24 protein-coding genes are annotated in these 24,886 nt (G+C 68.4%); 6 read left to right on the forward strand and 18 right to left on the reverse strand.

The annotated features are described in order from the left end of the window. Window positions 1–11: 11 nt before the first annotated feature. The 5 genes from BM337_RS19035 to BM337_RS19055 all read right to left on the reverse strand — a co-directional run bounded on the left by BM337_RS19035 (window position 12) and on the right by BM337_RS19055 (window position 6,664). A complete protein-coding gene (locus BM337_RS19035; RefSeq protein WP_089818950.1) occupies window positions 12–389 on the reverse strand; it encodes a hypothetical protein in 378 nt (125 codons plus the stop codon). A 45-nt stretch (window positions 390–434) separates the two neighbouring features. Continuing rightward, window positions 435–2,444, reverse strand: coding sequence for an ABC transporter ATP-binding protein (locus tag BM337_RS19040; protein ID WP_089818952.1), 2,010 nt, complete (start codon window positions 2,442–2,444; stop codon window positions 435–437). Next, window positions 2,441–4,324, reverse strand: coding sequence for an ABC transporter ATP-binding protein (locus BM337_RS19045; RefSeq protein WP_245778706.1), 1,884 nt, complete (start codon window positions 4,322–4,324; stop codon window positions 2,441–2,443). Before BM337_RS19045 ends, BM337_RS19040 begins: the two co-directional genes overlap by 4 nt. Window positions 4,325–4,562: 238 nt before the next feature. Then, on the reverse strand, window positions 4,563–6,035 hold the full coding sequence (locus tag BM337_RS19050; RefSeq protein WP_089818954.1) for an MATE family efflux transporter: 1,473 nt from the start codon (window positions 6,033–6,035) through the stop codon (window positions 4,563–4,565). Further along, window positions 6,032–6,664 carry a TetR/AcrR family transcriptional regulator gene (locus BM337_RS19055; protein ID WP_089818956.1) on the reverse strand — a complete coding sequence of 211 codons (633 nt, stop codon included), beginning with the start codon at window positions 6,662–6,664 and terminating at the stop codon, window positions 6,032–6,034. The genes BM337_RS19050 and BM337_RS19055 overlap by 4 nt, the downstream gene beginning before the upstream one ends. Before the next feature lie 218 nt (window positions 6,665–6,882). On the opposite strand from BM337_RS19055, the gene glmM reads away from it, so the two are divergent. Continuing rightward, on the forward strand, window positions 6,883–8,241 hold the full coding sequence (gene glmM / locus BM337_RS19060) for a phosphoglucosamine mutase (protein ID WP_089818958.1): 1,359 nt from the start codon (window positions 6,883–6,885) through the stop codon (window positions 8,239–8,241). On the opposite strand, the gene BM337_RS19065 is transcribed toward glmM, so the two are convergent. Continuing rightward, complete coding sequence (locus tag BM337_RS19065; RefSeq protein WP_089818960.1) at window positions 8,238–8,591, reverse strand: winged helix-turn-helix domain-containing protein; 354 nt, start codon at window positions 8,589–8,591, stop codon at window positions 8,238–8,240. The two genes, glmM and BM337_RS19065, sit on opposite strands and share 4 nt — an antisense overlap. Before the next feature lie 123 nt (window positions 8,592–8,714). On the opposite strand from BM337_RS19065, the gene BM337_RS19070 reads away from it, so the two are divergent. After that, on the forward strand, window positions 8,715–8,996 hold the full coding sequence (locus tag BM337_RS19070; RefSeq protein ID WP_143117765.1) for a hypothetical protein: 282 nt from the start codon (window positions 8,715–8,717) through the stop codon (window positions 8,994–8,996). Window positions 8,997–9,008: 12 nt separating this feature from the next. Here the strand turns inward: BM337_RS19070 and BM337_RS19075 are convergent, their stop codons facing one another. The 5 genes from BM337_RS19075 to BM337_RS19095 form a co-directional block, all read right to left on the reverse strand. Further along, entirely contained in the window at window positions 9,009–10,118 is a 1,110-nt protein-coding gene (locus BM337_RS19075; RefSeq protein WP_089818964.1) for a DUF7118 family protein, read from the reverse strand. Between the two features lie 4 nt (window positions 10,119–10,122). After that, window positions 10,123–10,506, reverse strand: coding sequence for a phosphoribosyl-AMP cyclohydrolase (gene hisI / locus BM337_RS19080; protein WP_089818966.1), 384 nt, complete (start codon window positions 10,504–10,506; stop codon window positions 10,123–10,125). A gap of 79 nt (window positions 10,507–10,585) precedes the next feature. Beyond that, complete coding sequence (locus tag BM337_RS19085) at window positions 10,586–11,584, reverse strand: A24 family peptidase (RefSeq protein ID WP_089818968.1); 999 nt, start codon at window positions 11,582–11,584, stop codon at window positions 10,586–10,588. Between the two features lie 58 nt (window positions 11,585–11,642). Continuing rightward, window positions 11,643–12,134, reverse strand: coding sequence for an SRPBCC family protein (locus tag BM337_RS19090; RefSeq protein WP_218155604.1), 492 nt, complete (start codon window positions 12,132–12,134; stop codon window positions 11,643–11,645). A gap of 544 nt (window positions 12,135–12,678) precedes the next feature. Continuing rightward, window positions 12,679–13,548 (reverse strand): universal stress protein, encoded by an 870-nt coding sequence (locus BM337_RS19095; RefSeq protein WP_089818970.1) that lies wholly within the window; start codon window positions 13,546–13,548, stop codon window positions 12,679–12,681. A 226-nt stretch (window positions 13,549–13,774) separates the two neighbouring features. Here BM337_RS19095 and BM337_RS19100 point away from each other — a divergent pair, with 226 nt between their 5' ends. Beyond that, window positions 13,775–14,704 carry a calcium/sodium antiporter gene (locus BM337_RS19100; protein ID WP_089818972.1) on the forward strand — a complete coding sequence of 310 codons (930 nt, stop codon included), beginning with the start codon at window positions 13,775–13,777 and terminating at the stop codon, window positions 14,702–14,704. 230 nt (window positions 14,705–14,934) lie between these two features. Here BM337_RS19100 and BM337_RS19105 read toward each other — a convergent pair whose 3' ends face one another. The 6 genes from BM337_RS19105 to BM337_RS19125 all read right to left on the reverse strand — a co-directional run bounded on the left by BM337_RS19105 (window position 14,935) and on the right by BM337_RS19125 (window position 20,715). Further along, the gene (locus BM337_RS19105) at window positions 14,935–16,266 is read right to left on the reverse strand and encodes an MFS transporter (protein WP_089818974.1); all 1,332 of its coding nucleotides are present in this window, start codon (window positions 16,264–16,266) and stop codon (window positions 14,935–14,937) included. Window positions 16,267–16,435: 169 nt separating this feature from the next. Beyond that, window positions 16,436–16,825 carry a ferredoxin Fer gene (fer, locus tag BM337_RS19110; RefSeq protein ID WP_089818976.1) on the reverse strand — a complete coding sequence of 130 codons (390 nt, stop codon included), beginning with the start codon at window positions 16,823–16,825 and terminating at the stop codon, window positions 16,436–16,438. A gap of 177 nt (window positions 16,826–17,002) precedes the next feature. Beyond that, entirely contained in the window at window positions 17,003–18,205 is a 1,203-nt protein-coding gene (locus BM337_RS19115; protein WP_089818978.1) for an inorganic phosphate transporter, read from the reverse strand. A 148-nt stretch (window positions 18,206–18,353) separates the two neighbouring features. Continuing rightward, a complete protein-coding gene (locus BM337_RS20825; RefSeq protein WP_143117766.1) occupies window positions 18,354–18,542 on the reverse strand; it encodes a hypothetical protein in 189 nt (62 codons plus the stop codon). A gap of 238 nt (window positions 18,543–18,780) precedes the next feature. Beyond that, entirely contained in the window at window positions 18,781–19,950 is a 1,170-nt protein-coding gene (locus BM337_RS19120; protein ID WP_089818980.1) for an inorganic phosphate transporter, read from the reverse strand. 81 nt (window positions 19,951–20,031) lie between these two features. Continuing rightward, window positions 20,032–20,715: a hypothetical protein gene (locus tag BM337_RS19125; protein WP_089818981.1), complete on the reverse strand. Its 684-nt coding sequence runs from the start codon at window positions 20,713–20,715 to the stop codon at window positions 20,032–20,034. 334 nt (window positions 20,716–21,049) lie between these two features. Between BM337_RS19125 and hisA the strand changes: the two genes are divergently transcribed. Beyond that, window positions 21,050–21,769: a 1-(5-phosphoribosyl)-5-[(5-phosphoribosylamino)methylideneamino]imidazole-4-carboxamide isomerase gene (gene hisA, locus BM337_RS19130; RefSeq protein WP_089818983.1), complete on the forward strand. Its 720-nt coding sequence runs from the start codon at window positions 21,050–21,052 to the stop codon at window positions 21,767–21,769. Window positions 21,770–21,948: 179 nt separating this feature from the next. Then, on the forward strand, window positions 21,949–23,268 hold the full coding sequence (locus BM337_RS19135; RefSeq protein WP_245778707.1) for an MFS transporter: 1,320 nt from the start codon (window positions 21,949–21,951) through the stop codon (window positions 23,266–23,268). Here the strand turns inward: BM337_RS19135 and BM337_RS21325 are convergent, their stop codons facing one another. After that, window positions 23,269–23,433 (reverse strand): hypothetical protein, encoded by a 165-nt coding sequence (locus BM337_RS21325; RefSeq protein WP_177227731.1) that lies wholly within the window; start codon window positions 23,431–23,433, stop codon window positions 23,269–23,271. It abuts the gene before it with no gap. 863 nt (window positions 23,434–24,296) lie between these two features. Here BM337_RS21325 and hisB point away from each other — a divergent pair. After that, window positions 24,297–24,884, forward strand: a complete 588-nt coding sequence (hisB, locus tag BM337_RS19140; protein WP_089818985.1) for an imidazoleglycerol-phosphate dehydratase HisB — start codon at window positions 24,297–24,299, stop codon at window positions 24,882–24,884. Window positions 24,885–24,886: the final 2 nt, after the last annotated feature.

Genomic DNA, 24,886 nt, shown 5'->3' on the forward strand with positions numbered 1-24,886 from the left:
CCGGTTCCGGATTACCGCGACTCGACGCACTCACCGGCCACTTCGACGCGCTCGTCGGTGACCCTGACGGTGCCGTCGAAGCGCGCGCACGTACCCGCGTCCCAGGCGAGTTCGCCGCCCCAGTCCTCGCCCGAGACGGTTACTTCGTGGCGCCCGCTCGTTCCGACCGTCATCTCGAAGGCGCGAGCGACGCCGCTATCGATTCGGTCGGACTCGTCCTCGTAGGTCGTCCCCTCGTCGTCGAAGACCGTCACCTGGGCGGTGACCGGGTCGGCGCGGTCGTTCTGCACGGTCAGGTCGAGCCGACTGGGATCCTCGTTCCCGGCGATGCCCAGACAGCCGGCGAGCGACGCGGTCGCGGCGACGCCGAGGAAGCGACGACGGTTCATATCCTACGACGGGCGGTCCGACACTTGAGTCGTCCTACTGGTAGCTTAGTCCGCACCGACCTCGCCCACCTGTACCTTCCAGAGGTCGGCGTAGGCGCCCTCGCGGGCGACGAGTTCGTCGTGAGTGCCGACCTCCTCGATCTCGCCGTCGTCGAGGACGACGATCTGGTCGGCGTCCCGGACCGTCGAGAGCCGGTGGGCGACGACGAGCGTCGTCCGGTCGGCGGTCACCTCGGCGAGGCTACGCTGGATCAGGACTTCGGTCCGGTTGTCGACCTGGCTGGTGGCCTCGTCGAGGACGAGCAGCGGCGGGTCGGTCAGCAGGACGCGGGCCAGGGCGATGCGCTGGCGCTGGCCGCCCGAGAGCTTCGTCCCGCGCTCGCCGACCTCGGTGTCGTAGCCCGCCTCCATCGAGGAGATGAACTCGTGGGCGCCGGCCTGCTTCGCGGCGGCGACGACCTCCTCGTCGGTGGCGTCGCGCTCGTCGCTGCTCGCGGTTTCACCGCTCGCACTGTTCGAGGACTCTCGGCGGTCGTCCTCGCTGACCCCGTACGCGATGTTCTCCCGGACGGTGCCGGTGAAGAGGAACGGGTCCTGGGCGACGTAGCCGATGGACTCCCGGAGCGAAGGCAGCGAGACGTCCCGGACGTCGTGGCCGTCCAGCCTGACCGCGCCCTCGTCTGGGTCGTAGAAGCGCAACAGGAGCTTCGTGAGCGTGGACTTGCCCGCGCCGGTGGCGCCGACGAGCCCGACGGTCTCGCCGGGGGCGACGTCGATGGCCACGTCGCTGATGACCTGCTCGTCGCTTGCTCGCGGGTCGCTTCCCTCCCCGCTCGCATTTTCCGAGCCGCTTCGCGGCTCGCTCCCCGGATACCCGAAGCTCACGTCGTCGTACTCGACGCGGCCCGCGACATCGGTCAGTTCGACGCCGTCCGTCTCGCGGGGCGGCTCGACCTGCTGGATGCCGACGACGCGCTTGGCGGCGGCCTTCGCGCCCTTGTAGAAGCCGGTCACTCTGGCGAGGACGCGCATCGGCCCGACGAGGTTCTGGGTGTAGTAGAGGAAGGGGATGAGTTCGCCGGCGGTCAGTGTCCCCCGGAGGACCCAGAAGCGGTCGTCGAGCACCCACTGGGTGCCGACGACGAAGGTGAGCAGGAACGCCATCCCGGCCAGCAGGCGGAGCGCCGGTTCGTGGCGCGAGCGGGTGACGTGCGAGCGCCAGATGGCGCCGCGGTGGACCCGCGACCGGTCGGCGACGCGGTCGGTCTCGTGGCGCTCGCCGCCGTAGGCCTTGACGACGGGGACGCCGCTGATGGCCGTCTCCAGCGCGGCGTTGAGCTTGCCGGTCTCGGCGCGGACGGCGTCGTGGCGGCGTTCGTGGCGACGGCCGAACCACCAGTTGGCGACGGCGACGACGGGGGCGAGCGCGACGGCGACGAGCGCGAGCCGCCAGTTCAGCAGGGCCATGTAGCCGAAGGAGCTGATCGTCACCACCGTCGCGTAGACGGTCATCTGCGGGCCGTTCGTGAGGAACTCCTCCAGCCGGTTGACGTCGTTGTTGAGCACGCTCATCACGTCGCCCGTCTGCTGGCCGTCGAAGAAGCCCATCCCGAGGCGCTGGACCGTGTCGAAGGCGTCGACGCGGACGGCGTGCTGGATGCGCTGGGCCAGCAGGTTCCAGCAGTACTGGCCCGTGATGGCGAGGCTCACGTCGGCCACTTTCAGCCCCACCAGCAACGCGACGGTGAACGCGAGCATCCTCGCGGGCTCGTCGCCCGGGACGACGCCGGTCGGCAGGAGTGGCAGGTCGTAGGGCTGGCCGTTGAACATCGCGTCGAAGGCGATCCCGATGACGAACATGTCCGCCGTCGCGAGCACCTGGGCGATCCCCGTCCCGAGAATCCCGACGACGACGAAGAGGGCGTTCTCCCGGCCGCTCTCGGCGACCAGTCGATAGAGCGGCCAGCGGTCGACCGCCGCGTCGGCGACGTTGTCCGGGCGGTCGCAGTCTGCGGGGGAGTCGTCCGAACCTCCGTCGTCGCTCGCGTCGCTCATCGAACTACCTCCTCACCCTCGCTCACTCTGTCGAGGAACGAATCGGAGAGGGCGTCCGTCTCACCGACCTGGACGCGCCAGAGGTCGGCGTACAGTCCGTCCTCGGCCACGAGTTCGTCGTGGGTGCCCGCCTCCCGGATCCGGCCGTCGTCGAGGACGATGATCTGGTCGGCGTCCCGGACCGTGGAGAGCCGGTGGGCGATGGCGATAGTGGTCTGTTCGGCGCCCAGCGCGTCGACGCTGGCCTGGATCTGGCGTTCGGTCTCGTTGTCGACGTGGCTCGTCGCCTCGTCGAGGACGAGGACGTCTGGCTCGCGCATGATGGCCCGCGCGATGGCGATGCGCTGGCGCTGGCCGCCGGAGAGGCGGCCGCCGCGCTCGCCGACGTGGGTGTCGTACCCCTCGGCCAGGTCGGTGACGAACTCGTGGGCGCCCGCCTGCTTCGCGGCGGCGACGACGTCCTCGTGGTCGGCGTCTGCGACGGCGTAGGCGACGTTCTCCCGCACCGTCCCGTAGAAGAGGAACGGGTCCTGGGAGACGTAGCCCAGGTGCCGGCGGAGGCTGCGCCGGGAGACCGTCGCGATATCCGTCCCGTCGATGCGGACGGTCCCATCGCTGGGGTCGTAAAAGCGGAAGAGGAGCTTGACGATAGTCGACTTGCCCGCGCCGGTTGGGCCCACGATACCCACGAGGTCGCCGGGGTCGGCGGTGAAGTCGACGTCTTCGACGGTGGCCTCCTCGGCGCCGTCGTAGGCGAAGGCGACGTCCTCGTAGTCGAGGCGGGCCTCGCGGACCGAGAGCTCGCCGTCTTCGTCGCCGGTGTCCAGCTCGTTCGTCCGCTCGAGCACCGCGACGATGCGCTTGCTGGAGGCCAGCGCGTTCTCGTAGCTGTCGAGCACTTCGAGCATGAGCTGGCGGATGGGGGCGTAGAAGGACTTCCCGTAGAAGAGGAAGGTCACGAGCGTCCCGGCCGAGAGGGGCTCGACGAAGGCGGGGACGTCGCCCATCACGACGAGCGCGCCGGCGGCGAAGACGCCGATGAACACCAGCGACGCGAGCAGCCAGGTGCTCAGGTTGTACGCCAGCCGCAGGCGGATGACGGCCCACTTGTCGTCCCGGTACCGGGCGGAGACGTCCCGGATGGCGTCTCGCTCGTCGTCCTCACTGGTGAAGGCCTTGACCGTCGTGATCCCGTCGATGGAGTCCTCCAGCCGGGAGTTGACGGTCCCGATGGTCTCACGGACGGCGTCGTAGCGGGGCTCGACCCGGACGGCGTACCAGTAGCTCAGGCCCGCGAGGACGAGCGGCATGAGCGCGAGCAGTATCGCCAGTTGCCAGTGGAGCAGCGCCATGAAGGCGAAGGAGACGACGACCTGGAGGAGGAATCGCAGGCCCCGGAACGAGGCGTCGCCGAACTTCCGGAGGTTCCCCACGTCGTTGTTGAGGACGCTCATCAGGTCCCCCGTCTGGCGGTCGTCGAAGTAGCCCATCTCGTGGCCCACGAGCGCGTCGAAGGTGTCCACGCGGACGTCGTGGAGCGTCCGGTAGGTCGCCGTCCCGGAGATCCGGCCGCCGAGCCAGCTCAGGACCGCCTCGGCGGCGAACGCGACCGCGAGCAGGGTGATGGTGAAGACGACCTGCCCCGCTTGCTCCTCTGGGATCAACGACTGGGGGACGAGCGGCAGCGAGTACCGCTCCCTCTCGAGGAAGATGGCGTCCAGCGCGACCCCGACGAGCAGCGCCGGCACTCGCCCGGGAATCTGGGAGAGCCCCATCCCGGCGCCGCCGAGGACGAACCGGCGGCTGTGCGGTCGCGCGTACCGCCGGATCAGGTGGCCCAGCGGGTCGCCGTCGACGGGAGTGGTCTCTGAATCGGTCACGTGTTTCCTCGCGAACTGCGGTGGTCGAACCGCTCGGGAGCGGGCGGTGATCTGCAACCGACGGAGACGACGTGTCGGTCCAGAACCCTGTGGTTTATGTGGGTGTGACTAGCACAGGCACGCTGCACCGCCTGGCGACTGTGTGGGGTCGAACCGGATCCGGCAGCGTCGCTCTGAGGCTGAAGAGAACCTGGTCGACGGACCTGACAGTAGTGAGCCATCGGTGGGTTCGAGTTCGTCAGTCGGCCGGCGTCGGCGCCAGGTCGTCTTCGTCGACGACCCGGTCCGACCAGGTGTCGCGGGCGAACCACGCGGTCACGAGCAGCGCCGCGCCGGCGTGCATCAGGGCGATGGCCCACCAGGCGCCGTCGGTGCCCATGTCGAACCACGCGAGGAGGACGTACGCGGGGACGACCTGCAGCCCCCACACGGCGGTGACCGAGAAGATCATCGCCGCGCGGGTGGAGCCGGCGCCGTTGAAACAGCCCTTGATGACGTGGAAGACGCCCATCAGCCCCCACGTCGGCGCGACGATGTAGAGGAACCGGACGCCGATGTTGACCACCTCGCCGGACCTGGGGTCGTCACCCTCGATGAACACCGAGACGATGGGTTCGGCGTAGGCGACGGCGACCAGCGTCAGGACGAGGTAGACGGAGACGAGGATTCCGACGGCCATGAAGACGACGCGGCGAGCGCGCTGGGCGCGTTCGGCCCCGAGGTTCTGGCCGACGGCGGTCTCGACGCCCATCCCGAGGCCGACCGCCAGCAGGAAGACCAGCGAGTTGATCCGCGAGGAGATGCCGAAGGAGGCGACCGCGGTCGGGCCGACGATGGCGACGATGGCCGTCATGGCGCTGTAGGACAGCGCCCCGGAGCTCTGCTCGATGCTGGCGGGGTAACCGATCTCGACGATCCGCTTCATCGTCTCCAGTTCCAGGCGAAGGTCCGAGAAGGACAGCGAGAGGCCCAGATGGCCGGTGAACAGGAGCGCGACGCCCGGAATCGTCGCGAGCGAGCGCGAGATGATGGTCGCGATGGCCGCGCCCTGGACGCCGTAGCCGGTGAAGCCGGTGGCGGCGTACAGCGGCGCCTGCAGCGACTCCAGGCCGACCAGCGCGAACAGCGGATTCTCCTGGAACCCGAAGATGAAGATCGGGTCGAGGACGATGTTGACGGCGACGCTGAGTGCCATCAGATACATCGGCGTCTTCGTGTCGCCCCATCCGCGCAGCAGCGACTGGAAGACGAAGAAGCCGAACATGAACCAGACGCCCACGAAGATGACGCGCATGTACTCGACGGAGTAGGTGAACACGTCGGTGCCCGGCTCTGCGCCGATGAGTCGCAGGAACGTCGGGGCCATGAAGTACCCGACGACGCCGAGGACCAGCGAGAACAGGGTGACGAACGCCAGCGTCTGGCCGGCGACCTCGTTTACCCGGTCCAGCTTGTCGGCGCCCTTGTTCTGGGCGACCAGGACGCTCCCGGCCAGCGTCAGCCCGCCGCCCAGCGAGATGAGGACGAACACGGGCGGCCAGGAAAAGGAGAGGGCGCTCACCGCGTCCGTCCCCAGTTGACCGACCCAGATGGTGTCGACGAGGTTGTACAGCACCTGCAGGAGCTGCGTGACGACGATGGGCGCAGAGAGGGCGAGCAGGGGGCGCCACAGCGACCCCGAGGTCAGGTCGCGGTCCGCGTCCTCGCTCACTCGCCGCCCTCCTCGCCGTCCGCTTCACCGCCTTCTCCGCCGACCAGCAGCCGGTTCACGAGCAGGTCGTCGACGGCAGCCATCACCTCGTCGGTGGGGGCCGCGTCACCGAGGACGACGCCGTGTGCCTGGGCGCCCTCGATGGCCGAGCGAAACAGCGCGGCGAACTCCTCGGGGTCGACCGACTCGTCGAACTGTCCCTGCTCCTGTCCGTCACGAACGATGTCGGCGATCAGTTCGCGGATCCGCGCGTCGTTGCGCGCCAGTTGGTCGCGCAGCTTCTCGTCGTACGGCGCCTGGGCACGCAGGCCGAGTAGCGCCGTGTGGAAGTCGTTGGCGTCGTTGCCGTCGTCAGCACCGACGACGACGATATCGGCCATCCTGCGGAGTTCCTCGACCGGGTCCTGGCCGCCGCAGCCGGTGACCATCTCGACGAAGTTCTCCAGCAGGTGGTCCATGAACGCCGCCAGCAGGTCGTCCTTGGAGTCGTAGTGGTAGTGGATGAGCGACTTGCTCTTGTCGAACTCGTCCGCGATCGACTGCATCGTGAGGTTCGCGTAGCCGTGCTCACAGAGGGCGTCGAACGTGGCCGACATTATCTCCTCTTTCGACGAGTCCTCCGCGGTCATTACCGACTGACTATCTGGTCAGTATACAAATAGGCGTCGGTCGTCGGCCGCGCCCGCGCGGTCACCCTGCACTCGTCGACGCCGGCTCGGGGTTACGGGATCCGTGCGTGGTGCTTGCCAGGAACGCCCCGGACAGTCAGCGAGATGCCACGAGCCGGCCGGACGCGTCGTGAAACGAGCGGTACCACTAAGCAACTCGCCACCACATGCCCAGTTGGATGCAAGTGTTCGGGTCGAGCGGCGTCCGGGGAGTCGCTAACGAGGAGCTGACGCCGTCGTACGTCCTCCAGATCGCGCAGGCGGCGGGGACGGTGTGGGAGGCCGACCGCGCCGCGCTCGCGCGCGACACCCGGACGACGGGACAGCTGTTCGCGAACGCGGCCGCCAGCGGCCTGGCCAGCGTCGGCCTCGACGTCGACCGGCTCGGCGAACTGCCGACGCCGGGGCTGCAGGCCTACTGCGCCGCGGAGGGGGTACCGGGACTGATGATCACCGCCTCGCACAACCCGCCGGCGTACAACGGCGTGAAGCTGGTCGGTCCGGACGGCGTCGAACTCGACCGGGCGACGCTCGACAGCGTGGAGGAGCGACTCGCGGCCGAGTCCTGGGAGCGGGTCTCCTGGGCCGACGTCGGCGCGGCCCGCCACGTCGACGGCGTCGGCGAGTCCTACGTCGAGGGGATCCTCGACGCCGTCGACCGCGAGGCCATCGCCGACGCCGACCTCACCGTCGTCGTCGACCCCGGCCACGGCGCTGGCTGTCACACCAGCCCCGACTTCTTCCGGGAGCTGGGCTGTACGGTCCACACCGTCAACGCCCAGCCCGACGGCCACTTCCCCGGCCGGGACCCGGAGCCCGTCGCCGCCAACCTCGCCGACCTGGCCGAACACGTGAAGGCGACCGACGCGGACCTGGGCGTCGCTCACGACGGCGACGCCGACCGGGCGACGTTCGTCGACGAGGACGGCGCGTTCGTCAACGGCGACGCCGCGCTGGCCGCGCTGGTCGAGGCCGCCGTCGAACCCGGCGACGCGGTCGTCTCGGCGGTCAACGCCTCCCAGCGCGTCGCCGACGTCGTCGAGGCGGCCGGCGCCGACCTCACGCTGACCGCCATCGGCAGTACGAACATCATCACCCGGGTCAGGGAGCTCCAGGCCGACGGCGAGCGCGTCGCCGTCGCCGGCGAGGGCAACGGTGGCGTCATCTACCCCGACTACCGCATCGCCCGGGACGGCGCCTACACCGCCGCGAAGTTCTGCGAACTGGTCGCCGAGCGGCCGGCCAGCGAGATCGCCGGCGCCTTCGACGGCTACGCCAACGTCCGCGAGGCCGTCGGCTACGCCGACGAGACCGAGGAGACGGCGATGATCGGGGCCATCGAGGAGACCGCCCGCGACGCCGTCGCCGAACTGGACACGACCGACGGCTATCGCCTGGACTACGGCGACGGCTGGGTGCTGGCTCGTCCCTCGGGGACCGAACCGGTGATCCGTATCTACGCCGAGGCCCGGACCGAGAAGCGGGCGGAAGAACTGGCGGCGATGTTCGGCGACGCGGTGCGGCGCGTGCAGGACTAGTCGGTCCCGTCGTAGTCGACGTCGTCCCGGTTCTCTAGCAGCTTCGATAATACTGTGCCGTCGAGTTTGTAGAGGAAGTCCGCGATCTCGCTATCGGCGTTGAACTGGTAGCGTTTGCTCGGACCGGTCTCTCTGGTGAACTCGACGACGCCGAGTTCGACGAAGTCGTCGAGGTGGTCGTAGACGGTGCTCCGGGCGACGCCGGCCTGGCGAGCTATCTCGCTGACGCTCAGGTCGCGCGTGCGCTCGTCGACGAAGACGCTGAGCATTCGCGCCCTGGCTCCGTCGCCGAACAGTTCGACGAGCGGGGTTCCGTCGGCGTAGGCCTCTTCGTGCGCTGTCTCGGACATTGTGGTCTCCGTACACGCAAGTGGGTTCTGGAAGCAACATAAATGTTTGTACGAGACTGCACTATTGTAGCTTTCAAACTACACACTTCGGTTTATCTATGGAGACGGGGCCAGGCAGTCCCGATGCAAGCACAGGCGATCCGGAATTGTCTCGTTCGAAAGATGCTCCGCAAGGATGTGGTTGGCGCGCACAAGATACAAATCGACACCATCGTCGGGTATTCACTCCCGACCGACGAGCGAGGGCGTGGACGGACGTTACTCGAAGAGATGGCCACGGATCCGGAGTGTCCAGTCGAATCGTACGGTGGTGGTCATCGTGAAAACGTCAGGTTGACCAGTATCGAAGCTGCGGTTCGATATCTCGAATCGAACGACGGCGACGTGCCCTTCGGATTCGGATAAGTGAGACAGCGCTCACCGGTCCGGATACGTCTCCAGCGCGTCTTCCAGTTGCTCGCGTTCCTCGCGCAGCTCCGCGAGTTCTTCCTCGACGGCACCGCTCCGGAGCCGCTCGCGTTCCGCGTCGGTCAACTGGTCGCGGGCCTGCGCACTGGTCCGCAACCGGTCGTAGTCCTCGCGCCGGGTGAGTTCCCGGACCGCGCGCAGATCGGGCACTACGTCCGGGGCGAACCGGCCGACAACCGAGATGCGCTCGTTACACTGCCAGCGTAGCACGTCGGCTTCCGGCGGCGGCCAGCCGACGGTGAGCGGGTCGGCGTCGAGGCGCTCCAGGTAGGTCTGCTGGGTAGCCACCGCCCGTTTGAGCGCGTCGGGGTCGTCGACGTAGTGGTCCAGCTTCGACCGGGAGAAGCCCGCGTACTCCAGCAACTGGGGGATCGACTCGGTCCCGGCCTCGTGGGTCCGGACGAACGTCCGGAGGTCGTCGGGCGGCCGCTCGAAGGGGACGAGCGGAAAGTTGGCCGTCGTCGCCAGGAAGTCGAGCACCTCGCGGGCCGAGGAGTCGGATCTGAACGACGCGAACGCCTCGCGCACGTTCTGGTCGTACGTCTCGATAGGGTCTCGAAGGCGTTCGACGGGTGCGTCCAGGTCGGCCTCGCCGAGACGCTGGAGGCGTTCCCGCTCGGCGATTTCGTCCCGGACCTCGTCGAGTCGGCGGCCCACGGCGCGGCGGGCTTCGCGGTAGCGGTCGGTGGCGTCCTCCCAGTCTTCCAGGGGCGCCAGCGCGGATTCGGCGTCCGCCAGGCGCTCCCTGGCGTCCTCGAAGTCGCTCTCGACGAGGCGGCGCTGCTGGAGCAGGTCGTCGATGTCCTCGAAGGTCTCTCGCTCGGGCAGGTCCTCCGGGAGGTCGTTCGTGAAGTGGCCGATGCGGTCCTGGAACTCGATGAAGGCCGCGAAGTCCTCGTCGCGGACGGCCCGGTCCTCGTAGGCGGTGAGGATCTCCCGCAGGTCGCCGACGGCCTCGCGGAGGTCGCGGAGGTTCTCCTCGCCGACGGACTCGACCTGTGATTTCGCCTCCCGCCGGTCCGCGTCCGCGCGTTCGAGGCGGGCGACCGACTCGACCATCGGCCTACTCGTACACCTCGTCCGGGTCGAAGACGCGCTCGCCGACCACATCGCCGTCGACGGTCCGGTAGAAACAGGACTCGTAGCCGGTGTGGCAGGCGCCGCCGTCCTGGTCGACGAGGTAGAGGATGGCGTCGCCGTCGCAGTCGACGCGAACCTCCTCGATTGCCTGGGTGTGACCGCTGGAGCCACCCTTCTTCCAGAGTTCGTCGCGGCTGCGCGAGTAGTAGTGGGCCAGCCCCGTCTCGCGAGTGTGCTCGAGGGCCTCCTCGGTGACGTACGCGAGCATCAGCACTTCGCCGGTGTCGGCGTCCTGTGCCACCGCGGGCAGCAACTCCTGCTCGTCGAAGGCCAGGTCTGGCTCGGTGGTCTCGGCGGCGTCGCTCATGGACGAGCGGAGGCGCGTGGCCCGGATAGGCTTTCTGCTAGCGACGGTCGACGACGGCAGCGGGCGTCGGCGCCCGGAACTAGGCGAATCCGAGGGCCGCGACCGCGGTGAACAGCACGTCGCCGTAGGTGAGCGAGAGGACCAGTCCGAAGAACATGGGGACGATGAAGGGGATGCCCGGCGATATCCACACCTCGTCGGCGGTCGTGAGCACCTCCAGGCCCTCGCGCAGTTGCGCCGGCGAGGTGCCGTAGGCCGAGTGGTCGATGTCGTCGAGGAACGCCTGGGCGCCCCAGGGGTCCTCGGCTCGCGGTGCGGGGGGAACAGCGCCGCTCCCACCGTCGTCCGGCGCGGCCGTCCCATCGACGGGCACGCCGCCGTCGGTGGCCATCCCGCCGTCACCCGGCGCGTTGGGGACCCTGGGGAGACTGTCGGGATGGCGGAGTCGCTCCGGGTCCTCGCGGAGCGCGGCCAGCGACTCGTCGCGCCACTGGAGGTACATCCGGAGCGCGTCGAGGTCGAGGCCACCGCGGGTGAACCCATCGGGCGTCTCCAGGAGCATCCCGTACTCGTCGGTCGTCCGGTCCCAGGCGACGGGTTTGCCGATGAGCATCGGCCAGGCGACGTGGCCCCGGAGGAGGTTCCCCAGCGCGACCGCCAGCGGGTAGGCGGCGCCGACGACGACCGTGTTCGAGAGGATGGTCAGCGAGAAGACGCCGACCCGCGTCGGTTCGAGCGGCAGCGCCGCCCACGGCAGGTAGAACACGGGATACACCGGGAACAGTATCGCGACGACGTAGAACGCCTTGGCGTCCGCGCCGCCGAAACTCCCCACGTACCAGAACGCCGTCGACAGCGGCACGATGAACCCGACGCTGATGGCCACCTGCAGGAAGAACAGCCGGTCGCCCGTCGCCCAGGCCTGCGGCGCTTCCCAGAGGAGGAGCACGACGGCCAGGACGGCCAGCGGTTTCCAGGTCCGGTTGGGGACGCGACGGGTCTTCACGTCGCGCCAGGCGGCCCACCCCAGGACCGGGACGGCGACGAGTCGGAGCAGGTCGGGCGTCGATGCAAGCACGATTCGGTGATGCGACCGGTCCGGTATAGCGTTTGCGGCGCTGCATACCGCTCCCCGATCAGCCGCGCTGACCGGGAGACTGACCGACGAGACGCTCGGCTCGCGTTCGGATCCCTCGAAGCATGCCGTGGGTCATGACGAACGAAACTGGATCCAGCACTCCGAGGGCGCTGAACCGGACGATCGGATTCTCGGGCAGTCGGATTCGCGAGCGGACGAGTAGTCGGGTCGTCGCCTCGTCAACCGGATGCAAGACGAACGACCAGACCCACCACGTCGGTTCTGCCGGTGTCTGGAGTACCAGTGAGCGATTCGGTTCGAACTCGACCACTTCGAGCGTCGCGTCGGGGAACCGGTCGGCAGTGCCGAGTCGAACGGTGTCACCCACTGCGAGACCTTGCCACTCGTCGACGATCCGGTCCGCGTTGTGAATGTCGAGGCCGGCGAGGTTCTCGGCCCACTCGTAGCTATAGAATCCACCGCGGTCCTGGCCTATCTGTCGAAGCCACGGCCAGATGGCGTCGGGGGGTGCGTCGATACGAATCGCCATGGTCGACTCGGCATCCGGGTCCGGAAGGCGGCGGTCACCGGGGAGTGACGCTTTGGCTTCCGTTTCGGAGGCCCCCCAGTTCAGCAGCCGCGGCCGAACGAGCGTCCAGTAGCCGACTCCGACTACGGCTGCGCCAACGATCCGTCGAAGGCGTCGCTTCTCCGTACCCGTCTCTGACGTAGCTGTCTGCTGTAACACGCGGTGGTCTGATTCACGAGGTGGGGCCATGATTCATCCTCGGTGTGAACGTACGTGGCGAGAACACCTGAACCAGGGGGTCACTCCGCCGTTCGGGTCCCGTTCGCGCTCCGTCTACCGAGCGGCACTCACTGCCGAGCAATCCGTTTGCAGACGGTCGAACGCGTGACTCCCGCCGTTCCGATTCTTCCAGCACCGGGGGCGACGCGAGAGCGACGAGAACGGCGATGGGTAGGTCTCTGGAGTGACCAGCTCGCACTCGAGCGATCAGATCGCGCTGTGCTCGCAGTAGCGCCGCCGAAACCCGGCACAGGCTACGGATTCCACGACGGCCGTTCGGTTCGAGTTACAGGCCGTCGCTAACTGTGATGACGGGAACAGGCGCAGACCGGACGGTCTTCTCAGTGACACTCCCGAGGAGGATTCGCTCGGTCCCACGCCGTCCCGTCGTCCCCATCACGACGGCGTTGATCTCGTTCGAGTCGATCGTATCGAGTATCTTCCGGACGGGTGAGCCGCGTTCGATGTGACGGACCGTGTTCCTGACTCCCACGGCCTCCGCCCTGGTGACGACGTCCTCGACGGCATCGGTCGCCGCCCGCTCACGGTCCTGGCTACCCTTGCTCGAACGAACGTCCACTCCGAGCGGTCCCTCCTTCACGACGGACAGCGCGTGAACGGTCGCGTCGAGAGCCGATGCGAGGGAGATGGCGTACTCGGCGGCACGAGCGGCGTCGTCGCTCCCATCAGTCGGTACCAGAATATTCTCGTAGGGAAACGTCAGCTGTTCGTCGGCGTGCATCCGCACTGTGAGAACAGGGACAGAAGCCAGACGGACGACCTTCTCGGTGACGCTTCCGAGAAGGTATCGTGACACTCCCTTCCGACCGTGCGTCGGCAGTACGATCAGGTCGTGGTCGTATCGCTCGGCGTACTCGACGATCATCGGCGCAGGATTCCCCTGGACGACGTCGGACTCGGAGTCCGAACCGAGCGTGTGCAGCGTCTTCTCCGCATCTTCGACGACGGCCTCGCCTTTCTGGACGAGCACGTCGACGGCCTGATTCTCGACGACGGTGACGCTATCGCGCGTCGTGTCCGCGACGAAGAGCACGTGGATCGTAGCGTCGCTCCAGTGAGCGATTTCGGCGGCGTGATGCAGCGCCGCCGCCGCCCCATCGCTTCCGTCGAACGGGAGCAGGATGTCCTCGTACATCTCTGTGAGTGGCTACGGGAATTACGTTCAAATGGCTTGTCACCGACCAGATTTCGACGCACGGACCCACTGTGCCCGGACCGCTCCAGTGGGGCGGTCTCGTTCCCGTGCCGCCCGTCCTGTCTCGGCTGAAACAGGAGTTCAGGCCGGACCGGGGAGTCACGCGACCGCGTGCTGGTGATTATACACGTGCGGTGAGAAATGCCGACACCGGGCACGAGGCCAGATGACCGACAGCGGACTCCTCGCATTCGTCACGTTCGGCGTAAGCATCGGAGCCCTGTGGCTCGGCGCGGACGCGTTCGTGTCGAACGCGGCGAGGGTGGCGCGCCGCTTCGGGCTCTCGGAGCTCGTCGTCGGCCTCACTGTCGTCGCGATGGGCACCTCGGCACCGGAGGCCGCCGTCAGTATCGACGCCGCGCTCGTCGGCAACGGGAACATCGCGGTCGCGAACGTCGTCGGTTCGAACCTCTTCAACGTCGGTATCGTTCTCGGCGGGACCGCCGCTCTCGTCGGCGTTCGAAGCTCCTCTCGAATGGTCCGCCGGGACGGACTGGCAATGGTACTCTCGGCAGTGCTGATGCTGGCGTTACTGTGGGACCTGCGGGTAACCCGTCTCGATGGAGTCGTCCTGCTCGTCGCGTTCGCCGGCTACCTCTTCATTCTGTTCGACCGACCGGACGAATCGGCGAGAGGACCGGCCGACGAGCGTCGGGCAACGTGGTACACGGCGCTCTTTCTTCTGGGCGGACTCGGTACCATCGTCGTCGCTGCGCACTTCCTGGTGGCGTCGGCAGTGGTCATCGCCGAGGCGGCGGGGCTCTCCGAGTGGGTCATCGGGGAAACGATTGTCGCAGTCGGTACTTCGACCCCGGAGATCGCCGCCTCCGTCGCCGCCGCCCGGAAAGGATTGGGCGACATCGCCGCCGGAAATCTCATCGGGAGCAACGTCTTCAACACGTTGCTCGTCTTGGGCGTCACGTCGACCCTGACGCCCGTCCTCGTCGTCGAGACCGCCATCGGAACCACGGTCTGGCTGCTCGGGCTCTCCGTGCTCGCCGTCGTCCTCCTCGGAACGAACGGGCGGCTGGGGCGGCTCGAAGGGGCGGTACTCGTGGCGATCAATCTGATCCGGTGGATACTGGACATCGCGTGACCGCCGAACGAGCGTCCCGCAGCGTTCGCCAACAGCTCTCAACGCGCGCCGACTGTGCGCCGTGTGTCCAGAGTACGCCGAGATCTGTCACCGGTGGTGGTTTCAACGGGGCCGCTCCGCTCGTTCCCACGGTCCTCGTTCCGGACGACTCGCCCCGATCGCTTCCCGACGGTCGGCTCACCGTCGCCGGGGTTCGTCCGGAACGCCGCCCCGTTCGGTCCCCGAAGACGCTACTCGTAGGCCTCGAACTCCTCGCCGAACAGGAGGAAGTAGCCCGTCCCGAGGAGGCCGATGGCAGCGGCGACGGTGAAGGCGACCTCGGGGGTGACGTACTGCCAGAGGTACCCACCGAGGGCGGCGCTGGGGATGACGACGGTGTTGCGCAGGAGGTAGTAGGTCCCCGTGACGCGGCCGCCGGCGTCCTGTTCGGCGGGGCCGACGATGAGGGCCTTGTGGGATGGCAGGCCGGCGAAGCGGAGGCCCGAGAAGGCGAAGACGAGGACCATCGCCGTCGCGCTGGCGGGCGCGTTGATGAGGACGACCGGGAAGATCGCGTAGACGGCGAAGCCCAGCGCGACGACGGGTTTGAGGCCGACCCGCTCGGCGGCCTTGGCGGCGGGGGCCATCACCAGGAGGGCTATCAGCATCTCGACGCCGAGCAGGTAGCCGAAGAAGGCCGCCGGCGAGAGGTCGATAGTCTGGGAGAACCCCGCGACCGAGACAGTCGTCTCCAGGCCGACCTGGAGGTACTGGGTGACCACGAGCACGAAGAAGACGTACACCATCCCGTTGGCGAAGCGGACGAGCGTGTCGCCGACGAGCAGCGGGCGGAGTTCGTCGGGCATGTCCCGGAGGTCACGGCGGATCTGGTCGACTCCTTCGAAGGAGCCGCCGATGGTGTCCGAGGAGGCGTCGTACAGGAGGTGCTGGACGACGGTGCCGAGAATCCCGAACAGGACGGCGACGGCGAGGACGTACTGGAAGCTCACCGTGAACGCGGGGTGGAAGCCGATGAGGACGGCGGCCAGCACCGGGCCGACCAGGAACGCCGTCCGGCGGAACGTCTCGGTGCTGGCGAAGCCCGCCGCCAGCCGCGAGGGGTCGGTGGCCTGCTTGACGACGGCGAAGGTGGCGCCGAGGCCGAAGGACTTCCAGGCCTGCGCGAGGACGAGGCCGACGAAGATCCAGATCCACGGTTCGACGGTGACGCCGCCGAACTCGAACGCGCCGATGCCGGGTGCCACGAGCCAGACCGCGAAGCCGAGCGTCGAGAGGAGGCCGAAGAGGGTGAGGGCGTACCGGGAGCCGATGCGGTCCGAGACGGCCCCGCCGGGGTAGGGGAACACCGCCGAGATGACGTTACCGAAGGTGCCGAACAGGCCGACGACGAAGCCCGAGGCCCCGAGCGCGACCATGTACTCCGGCAGGAACCGGCTGGTCATCTGGAACCCCAGGCTGAAGGCGAACATCGCCAGCGAGAGGACCAGGACGTCCCGCCGGAGCGCGAAGAACTGCCGGAACGCGTCGATCGGTCCCGCGGCCTCGGCCCGTTCCTGTGTCATATTCTGGGTGTCCCGCGCGCGTACTAAATCGTTGTCGTGGCGACGGGGTCGCGGGACTGGCGGGAGACAGAGGCAGCGCGACGGCTCCGAGAAGATCGCATAAGAACGACAGAGTTGCCGAGTGCAACCCTGGGTGGCCGACTCTCGACCGGTGGTCGAACGTCGACGTTCAGATGACGCGGTTCTGCAGGTAGTCGAGGTGCTTGGCGTTGTAGACGATCTTGACCTCGTCCTCCGCGGCCGACCCGATGCAGGTCAGGCGGACGTTCTTCTCCTCGACCTCCTCGTCGGAGAGGATCTGCTGCATGTCCATGTCGATGTCGCCCTCGAGGACGATGGCGGCGCAGTTCGCACAGGCGCCGGCGCGACAGGAGAAGGGCCAGTCGTAGCCCTGTGCCTCGGCGGCCTCGAGGATGTACTCGCCTTCGTTGACGTCGAGGGTACCGTAGTCCTCGTCGTCGAGGCCCATATCGGCGGCCTCGCCGAAGACGTCGTCGTCGTACATGTCCCAGCCCTGATCGTCGACTACTTCGTAATTTAGGTATTCTACCGTGGGCATCAGTAGACCAGTTCGCCCGCCCTACTGTTAGACTTTGCTGTTCGTTCAAGCGAAAGCGGAAAATATCCTCTCTATCGTAACCCAGGCCCCGTTTCGCTACCGCGGGTGACAACCTGGTTGGCACGAGAGTGGTAGATACTCACACCCACTGCGGAGGCGGGCGCGCTGGTGATCACCTCACGCTATCGGGGTGAACCGGAAGACCAGAAACGCGGCGACCGTCGCGACCATCGGGACGATGTTCTGGAGCAGGATGATCCGGGCGGTGGCCTCGGGTTCGAACAGGTCCGAGGACCGGGGAATGTCCTCGCGTGCTTCGTCGCCGATGGGCGCTCGTTTGCCCGGCGTCGGCGTCGACTTGCCGCCGCCGACGGTCGGCGCGTCCTCGGCGTCGGCCTTGAGCGCGCCGGGTGAGGCGCCGGGCACCTCGCCGCGGACCGTCTGGGAGAGCTTCGTGGTCCGCGTCGCCCGTCCCCAGCCGAGGCCGACGATGCTCATCGTGGCGATGATGACGAAACTCGCCGGGACGCCCAGCGCCGAGAGGAACGTGACGATGGTGGAACTGACGACAGCGACGAGCAGCGCAGCCAGCAGCGGCAGGTCGGTCAGGTCGTTGCCGACGGTGTCCATCGTCCGGCGGGCGATGGTGAACGCGCCCAGCCCGATGGCCCCGCCGCCCAGCAGGATGGCCGGCGTCATCTCTAGCGATTCGTTACCCACCAGCGGCGCGACCGCGTTGGCGATGTTCGAGGCTCCCGCCGAGAACGCCATGTAACAGCCGATGCCGACGACGAGGACGGTCCCGACGAACTCCCGCCGGTTCGTGTTCTCGCCGAGCACGGGCCGCGGGACGGTACCCGACCGGTCGAGTACGACCAGCGACCCCTCGGACTGGGGGATGGCGAACCGCTCGACCAGCGCGGGGTAGAAGTAGCGGCCGACGACGCCGCTGACCCAGAACGCCAGGATGGGAGAGACGAGCCACCAGGCGACGATGCGCCCCATCTGGTCCCAGTTCAGCGTGCCCTGGGCGATGCCGAGTCCGGCCATCGCGCCCACGGCAGTCATCGACGTGGAGGCCGGGACTCCGATGATGTTCGAGAGGAACAGCGCGAAGCCGATGAAGAACAGCACGACGATGCTGACGACCATCGTGAACTCCGAGTCGACGAGGCCGCTTCCCAGGGTGTCGACGACTTCGCGACCGACGAAGTGACCGCCGGCGAGCGCGAACACAGTCATCAGCGCGGCGGCGCCGAACTTCGACACCGTGCCGGCGCCCACCGCGGGCCCGAAGGCGACGCCCGTCGACGATCCGCCGATGTTGAACCCGACGAACACGGCGACGAGAAGGCCGAACAGGAAGAGGACCTCGACCATACCGATCGGTGGACGACCGGCGGTTAAAGGCTACCGACAGCGGACTCGGCGAGGTTGCAGTCCGGCACGAGCGGTCGAGAGTCCGGTACGAGCGAGCGAGAGTCCGGAGCGACGGCGGGATGGAAGGGACGCCGACGGCTGGCGGCGGTCACGCCACCCTGACGGCGGTGGCGACCACGCCGAACGACAGGAGCGCGGCGGCGGCAGCGGTCGGGTGCTCGATCGCGTACAGTATCGCGGGGAACGCAGCGATGCCTGCGGCGATCGCCAGCAAGCGCGGCGGCGTTATCGGCGGCGGTGGCGGTGGCGGTTCGTGCGGATTGCGTGTGTCTCTCATTGGCAGGGGAGTACGTGTAGACGGTCGGCGGACTGTACTCGCGAACGGGGAGCCCTGCCACGGTAGTCTCGGCTGCACCACCACGACGGGCTCGCGGTCAGCTAGTCACGTCTGGCATGGTACTCCGACCTGTGAGTGCCGATATATTAAATTTGCTTCAGGTTTGGGAGGGCGACACACGGCGGTCCCTGGGTGAGAGGAGAGCATCTGACCGCGGACCGGCGAGGTCGAGGCCGGCTCAGAAGACTGGGAGGTACTCGAAGACGAGGAACGACGCCGTCGCGGCGATGGTCGGGGTGAGAATCCACAGCATCACGACCCGGCCGGTCGCGTCCGGGTCGAACAGGTCGGCCGCACTGGCGACGTCGCCCGGGTCCTCCTCGCCGATCGGTGCGACGTCTCTGGTGCCGCCGTTGGCGGTGGCGTCGGTGCCGTCGTCCGCCGCGATGGCGTTGACGGAGACGCCGCCCCCGTCACCGCTCCCCACGGTCGCTTTCCCGGTGACGGCGGCCCCCGCGGCGTCGGCGAGGCGCGTCGTCCGCGTGGCCCGGCCCCAGCCGAGGCCGACGATACACATCGTCGCGGAGACGGCCAGGCTCGCCGGGATGCCGATCTGGGAGAGCCCGGTGATGATGCTCGCGCTCACGATCTCGACGATGAGCGACGCCAGTATCGGGAGCTGCGTGAGGCCGCTGCCCACCGTGTCCAGCGTCCGGCGAGCGATGGTGAACGCACCGAGGCCGATGGCCGCACCGGCGAGCGCGACCCCCGGGTAGAGGCCGAGGTCGCCGCTCCCGACCAGCGGGGCGACGGCGTTGGCGACGTTCGACGCGCCGGCCGCGAACGCCATGTAACAGGCGATGAGGACGACGAGTATCCCGCCGACCCGCTCGCGCATCGTCTTCTCCTCCCCCGGCGATTCGATCGCGAACCGGGCTTCGAGGTGGGGATAGAGGTAGCGGCCGATCATCGCACACACCCAGAACGCGGTGATGGGCGCGACGAGCCACCAGGTGACGATCTGGCCCATCACCTCCCAGTCGATGGTGCCCGAGGCGACGCCGAGGCCGGCGATGGCGCCGACGGCGGTCATCGACGTGGAGGCGGGGACGCCGAAGAGGTTCGAGATCAGCAGCGCGAGGCCGACGAAGAAGAGGACCGTGACGCTGGCCGCCAGGGTGAACTCGGCCTGGGGGACGATGTCGCCGCCCATCGTCTCGATGACGCGCGTGCCCACGGTCGCCCCGCCCAGCAGCGCGAACCCGGTCATCAGGCCCGCGGCGGCCGTCTTCGAGATGATACCGCTCCCGACCGCGGGCCCGAAGGCGACGCCCGTCGACGACCCGCCGATGTTGAAGCCGACGAACACGGCGACGAGGAGACCGACGACGAGAAGAACCTCGACCATACACGGGCAACGCCGTGGCTCGGTTAAATGGTGTCGACATCCGGAGAAATTGTACGGGTCGGTGGGCCTCGGCGGGGCCGCCTACGTCCGGTCTTCGTCGTTCGTCCCGCCTTCGTCGCCCTGCGGGAGATGTTCTTTCTCCTTCTCGACGGTCTCCTTGACCGAGTCGGCCGTCTCCTTGGCCTCACCGGTCTTCTGTTTGGCCTCGCTGGCCTGCTCGACGGCCTGGTCGACCTGTTCGGTCACCTCGTCGACCTGCTCGGTGGCTTCCTTCACCTGCTCGGTGGCCGCCTCCGCCTTCTCCGGGTCGGCGGCGACGTCGTCGGCCTGCTCGACGACCTCCTCGACCGTCTCGGCGCTCTGGTCGACCTGGCCCGCCGCCTCGTCGACCTGCTCGGCGGCCTTCTCCACGGTCTCGACGGTCTCGTCGAGTTCGTCGGCCGTCTTCGCGACGGTGTCGGCCGCCTCTTCCAGTTCCTCGGCGGTCTGGGCGACCTCCGTCGCGCCGCGGTCGTACGCGCGGGCGAGCACGACGAACTGGACCATCCCCATCACGACGTAGGCCGCGACGGCGACCCCCGCGGCGGTGGCGAACAGCGACGACAGCGCCGGGTCGAGGCCGAAGACGCCGAACCGGGTGAGCAGCCAGGCCAGTACCAGCGCGATCGTGACGACCGTAATCGCTCTGACGAACTGGCGATAGGTCGACTTCTCTCGGCCGACCATGGTCCGTTCGAGCCGCGACATGGGTGAGTCCGCAGTCATTGGCTGGGAATGACGGACGGCGCGGATAAGGCTTCGGGAGCGATTGTTCGAGGTGATAGCGCCAGCGCTGGTTCCAACAAGAGCAAGAAGGGCCGACCCTTGCAATACTGCTCGACGGTCAATCCACGGGACGGGACTGAAAGGGGCCGGTCGCTGGGGGGAAGCACGACGAAGTAAGCACGCGAGCGCAAGCGAGCGCGCACAGCGAGTCGTGCGACTCCAGCGACCGGGGGCTTTCGTGCTGTTCTTGGTAACGTCTACTGCTCCGGCGGTAGCGGTCACTCCAACACACGGGACCGACACGCTTTCACGGGCACCGCGACCACCACAAGCCATGTTCGAGACGTTCGAGGTGATTCCGGCGGTGGACATGCAGGACGGGCAGGTCGTCCAGCTCGTCGGGGGCGAGCGCGGGACCGGGAAGACGTACGGCGACCCCGTCGAGGCCGCCGAGCGGTGGGTCGCGGCGGGCGCCGAGACGCTCCACCTGGTCGACCTCGACGGAGCGTTCGAGGGGGAGCGACAGAACGCCGACGCCATCGACGCCGTGCTCGACGCGGTCGACGTGGACGTCCAGCTTGGTGGAGGGATTCGCACTGCCGAGGACGCCGTTTCGCTGCTCGACCGCGGCGTCGACCGCGTCATCCTCGGGACGGCAGCGGTCGAGGAGCCGGACCTCGTGGCCGAGATCAGCGACGAGCACCCCGGCAGCGTCGTCGTCAGTCTGGACGCGAAGGACGGGGAAGTCGTCGTCTCGGGGTGGACCGAGGGGACCGGACTCGACCCCGCCGAGGCCGCCGCGCGGTACGAGGACCTGGGCGCCGGTGCCATCCTGTTCACGGACGTCGACGTCGAGGGGCAGCTGGAGGGAGTCCGGACCGAGCCGGTCAGGGACGTCGTCGACGCGGTGGAGATTCCAGTGATCGCCAGCGGCGGCGTCGCGACGGTCGACGACGTCGTGGCGCTGCGGGACGCCGGTGCCGGCGCGGTCGTCGTCGGGAGCGCGCTGTACGAGGGACGCTTCTCACTGGCGGACGCGCGCGACGCGCTGTAGAGCCGCCGTAGTCGTGCAGGGTGGGGCCGCCGCAGTCGGGCGCTTCGGCCCGGCTGACTGACTAGTCAGTGAGGATCTCGAAACGCTTTTGCCGACCGGTACGCAGGAACGGGCATGACCGCACAGATAGCCCCTGCTGGCCGGCGCGTGGGACCGTCGGCGTCGTGGGAGGGTGGGGCGTGACGCGGTCGGACGACCGGGCCGATACGTCGTCGTCGGACGAGCCGTCGTCGGACGAGCCGTCGTCGGCCGATGCGTCGTCGGAGTCTTCGTCGGCTGTTCCGTCGGATGGCTCGCCTGCCGACGACGGGCCGGCCAGCGACGTCGGGTCGAACAGGCGGCTCTGGACGCTCGCGATCTTCGCGGCGATGGTGCTGGCCGGCATCGCGATGATGGCCCGCGGTCCGGTCATCGTCGAACTCGGCGAGACGTTCGACGCGCCGGAGTGGCAACTCGGCCTCATCGCGCCCGCCGGGACCGCCGGCTACCTCGTCGTCATCGCGTTCGTCGGCTTCGGCGCCGGCCACCTCGACGCCCAGCGCTTCGTCACGCTCGGGCTCGTGGGGAGCGCCCTCGCCTTGCTGGCGATGGCGATCGCTCCCATGCTCGCCGTCTTCCTGCTGGCCGTCCTCGTCCGCGGGACGATGAACGGCGTCGTCCGCGGGCTCAACCGGCCGCTGCTGAGCCACTTCTACCCCGACAGTCGCGGGCGGGTGTACGGCTACTACGACATGGCGTGGGCCGCCGGCGCCGTCGTCGGCCCGCTGCTGGTCATCGTCGCCGTCGCCCTCCTCGACTGGCGGCTCACCTACTACGCGCTGGCCGCCGGCATGGGCGCGCTCGCCCTGCTGGTCTGGCGCCTCGACGCGCCCGCCGTCGAGTCCTCCGAGGAACCGATCGACCGCGCGGAGGTCGCCCAGCTCCTCCGCCGGCCGGAGGTCGTCGGCATGGCCGCGGCGATGTTCTTCGGCACCGGCGTCGAGGGCGGCCTGTTCATCTGGCTGCCCACCTACGCCAGCGGCGAACTCCCCTCCCACCTGGCGAGCATCACGCTCTCTGTGATGATCGCCGGCTACGTCCCCGCACGATTCGTCTACGGCCGCGTCGCCGACCGCATCGGGTACCTTCGACTCCTGCTTCCCATCCTCGTCGGCCTCGTCCCGCTGTTCTACGTCACGTTCGCCTACGCCGAGGGACTGTGGATACTCGCCTGCGTCGCCGCCATCGGCGCCGGCATCGGCGGCATCTTCCCGCTCCTGATCAGCTACGCGACGGAGGCGGTGCCCCACCACAGCGGCCCCGTCACCGCCATCGCCGCCGTCTCCTCCTCGCTCGGCGTCGGCTCCGTGCCGGCCCTGATGGGCGTCGTCATCAGCGGCTCCGACGCCACACTCGCGATGCAACTCCTGCTCGTCCCGCTCGGGCTGGCCCTCGTCGTCCTCGTCGCGGCCCGCGTCGCCGAACGCCGCCGGGAGGCGATCGCGAGCCCCGACGCCTGATTACCACGACGTCGACGTCCCGGACCGGACGACCCGGGGGAGCACCATCGCCCACGCGCCGACGGTGACCAGCACCGCGCCGACGATATCGGGCTCCAGCGTCACGTAGAAGAAAAACCCCGACGCCATCAGCAACGCTCCACCCACCTCCGTCTCGTAGTTCACGTCCACTCGTGGCCGAAAATCGGGCATAAACCCCCAGCAGACGCCCCGATGACGAGTGTCTGACGATGAGATGGTTACTATACGAACTGACCAGTTGGGAGTGACTTGACCGCAAACACTTCGAAAGCCCTCGGCGGGCTCCAGTCCCGGGGCTCGTTGCGCTCCTCGCTGCGCTCCGGTGCTTACTGCGCCCGGGTTCCCGGAGCGGACGGTCGGCTCCGCCGACCGTCGCATGAGCTGGCGGCTACGCCGCCAGCCGCCCCTCGCCCTTTCAGTCCACCGGAAGACTCACTCTGTTCGTCTTCCGAGCCCTGCTTCGCTTCGCTCAGCAGGACACCAGGCACAGCACCGCAGCCTGCCCTTCCCCTGGTCGCGGCATGAAAGCCGCTCCCGGCCGGGCGGTTGCGGGGCGGTCAGGAAGCGTGTCGCGCCGCGAGGGTGGCGCGTCAGCGCCACCTCACCGCGAACGGCGCCAGCCGTGAGCAAGGCGCGACCGGGGAGGTTTGGCGGCATCAATCGCGAGCGCAGGAAGGCGCCGAGCAGAGCGAGGGGCCTTCGGATGAGCGAACGGCGAGCGAAGCGAGCCGTGAGCGCGTGCCGAAGGCCGCGCGAGCAAGGCTGGTCCTGGCGGATGAAAGGGCGAGGCTCGGTCGGGGAAGCCGGGACTCTCAAGCACCGCAACGGAGTGAGGAGCGCAGAGTGGTCCCCGCGACCCGAGCGGGCCGAGGGCTTTCCTCTGTTCGCGGTGCTGTGATCGATTGCTAGGGGGTAGGCCGAAGAATCCCCACCTCAACCGACACTCTCACCCAAAACAACCTCTCCTAGACGCAATCGCCAAGTACGAGGGCCGAAACAGTCGAACCATGACCGACAGAACCGCGGCCGTCGCCCGGGAGACCGCCGAGACCGACGTGGAGGTCACCCTGGACCTCGACGGCGACGGCGACTCCACGGTCGACACCGGCGTCGGCTTCCTCGACCACATGCTGGATTCGTTCGCGACGCACGGGCTGTTCGACCTCACCGTCACCTGCGACGGGGACCTGGAGGTGGACGAGCACCACACCGTCGAGGACGTCGCCATCACGCTGGGCGAGGCCCTGGAGGAGGCGCTGGGCGACAAGCGCGGCATCGTCCGCTTCGCCGACCGCCGGGTGCCCCTTGACGAGGCCGTCGCGAGCGTCGTCGTGGACGTCTCGGGCCGGCCGTACTTCGAGTTCGAGGGCGAGTTCTCCCAGGGCCGGGTCGGCGGGCTGACGAGCACCATGGCCGAGCACTTCTGTCGCTCGCTGGCGCACAACGCCGGCCTCACGCTCCACGTCGAGGTTTCGGGCGAGAACGCCCACCACGAGATCGAGGCGCTGTTCAAGGGCCTCGCGCGCTCGCTGGACGACGCGACCCGCATCGACGAGCGCCGCGGCGACGTGGCGAGCACGAAAGGGGAGCTGTAGGC

Origin of the sequence: Halomicrobium zhouii (genome assembly GCF_900114435.1) — an archaeon.
Taxonomy (GTDB): Archaea; Halobacteriota; Halobacteria; order Halobacteriales; family Haloarculaceae; genus Halomicrobium; species Halomicrobium zhouii.

Coding starts and splice junctions, on each gene's coding strand:
- BM337_RS19055 (WP_089818956.1), bottom strand. CDS start 6,664: ATGACCGCGGAGGACTCGTCGAAAGAGGAGATAATGTCGGCCACGTTC.
- BM337_RS19090 (WP_218155604.1), bottom strand. CDS start 12,134: ATGGCGATTCGTATCGACGCACCCCCCGACGCCATCTGGCCGTGGCTT.
- hisA (WP_089818983.1), top strand. CDS start 21,050: ATGTTCGAGACGTTCGAGGTGATTCCGGCGGTGGACATGCAGGACGGG.
- BM337_RS19115 (WP_089818978.1), bottom strand. CDS start 18,205: ATGGTCGAGGTCCTCTTCCTGTTCGGCCTTCTCGTCGCCGTGTTCGTC.
- BM337_RS19100 (WP_089818972.1), top strand. CDS start 13,775: ATGACCGACAGCGGACTCCTCGCATTCGTCACGTTCGGCGTAAGCATC.
- BM337_RS19120 (WP_089818980.1), bottom strand. CDS start 19,950: ATGGTCGAGGTTCTTCTCGTCGTCGGTCTCCTCGTCGCCGTGTTCGTC.
- BM337_RS19095 (WP_089818970.1), bottom strand. CDS start 13,548: ATGTACGAGGACATCCTGCTCCCGTTCGACGGAAGCGATGGGGCGGCG.
- BM337_RS19105 (WP_089818974.1), bottom strand. CDS start 16,266: ATGACACAGGAACGGGCCGAGGCCGCGGGACCGATCGACGCGTTCCGG.
- BM337_RS19075 (WP_089818964.1), bottom strand. CDS start 10,118: ATGGTCGAGTCGGTCGCCCGCCTCGAACGCGCGGACGCGGACCGGCGG.
- BM337_RS19040 (WP_089818952.1), bottom strand. CDS start 2,444: ATGAGCGACGCGAGCGACGACGGAGGTTCGGACGACTCCCCCGCAGAC.
- fer (WP_089818976.1), bottom strand. CDS start 16,825: ATGCCCACGGTAGAATACCTAAATTACGAAGTAGTCGACGATCAGGGC.
- BM337_RS19070 (WP_143117765.1), top strand. CDS start 8,715: ATGCAAGCACAGGCGATCCGGAATTGTCTCGTTCGAAAGATGCTCCGC.
- glmM (WP_089818958.1), top strand. CDS start 6,883: ATGCAAGTGTTCGGGTCGAGCGGCGTCCGGGGAGTCGCTAACGAGGAG.
- BM337_RS20825 (WP_143117766.1), bottom strand. CDS start 18,542: ATGAGAGACACACGCAATCCGCACGAACCGCCACCGCCACCGCCGCCG.
- hisB (WP_089818985.1), top strand. CDS start 24,297: ATGACCGACAGAACCGCGGCCGTCGCCCGGGAGACCGCCGAGACCGAC.
- BM337_RS19125 (WP_089818981.1), bottom strand. CDS start 20,715: ATGACTGCGGACTCACCCATGTCGCGGCTCGAACGGACCATGGTCGGC.
- hisI (WP_089818966.1), bottom strand. CDS start 10,506: ATGAGCGACGCCGCCGAGACCACCGAGCCAGACCTGGCCTTCGACGAG.
- BM337_RS19035 (WP_089818950.1), bottom strand. CDS start 389: ATGAACCGTCGTCGCTTCCTCGGCGTCGCCGCGACCGCGTCGCTCGCC.
- BM337_RS19065 (WP_089818960.1), bottom strand. CDS start 8,591: ATGTCCGAGACAGCGCACGAAGAGGCCTACGCCGACGGAACCCCGCTC.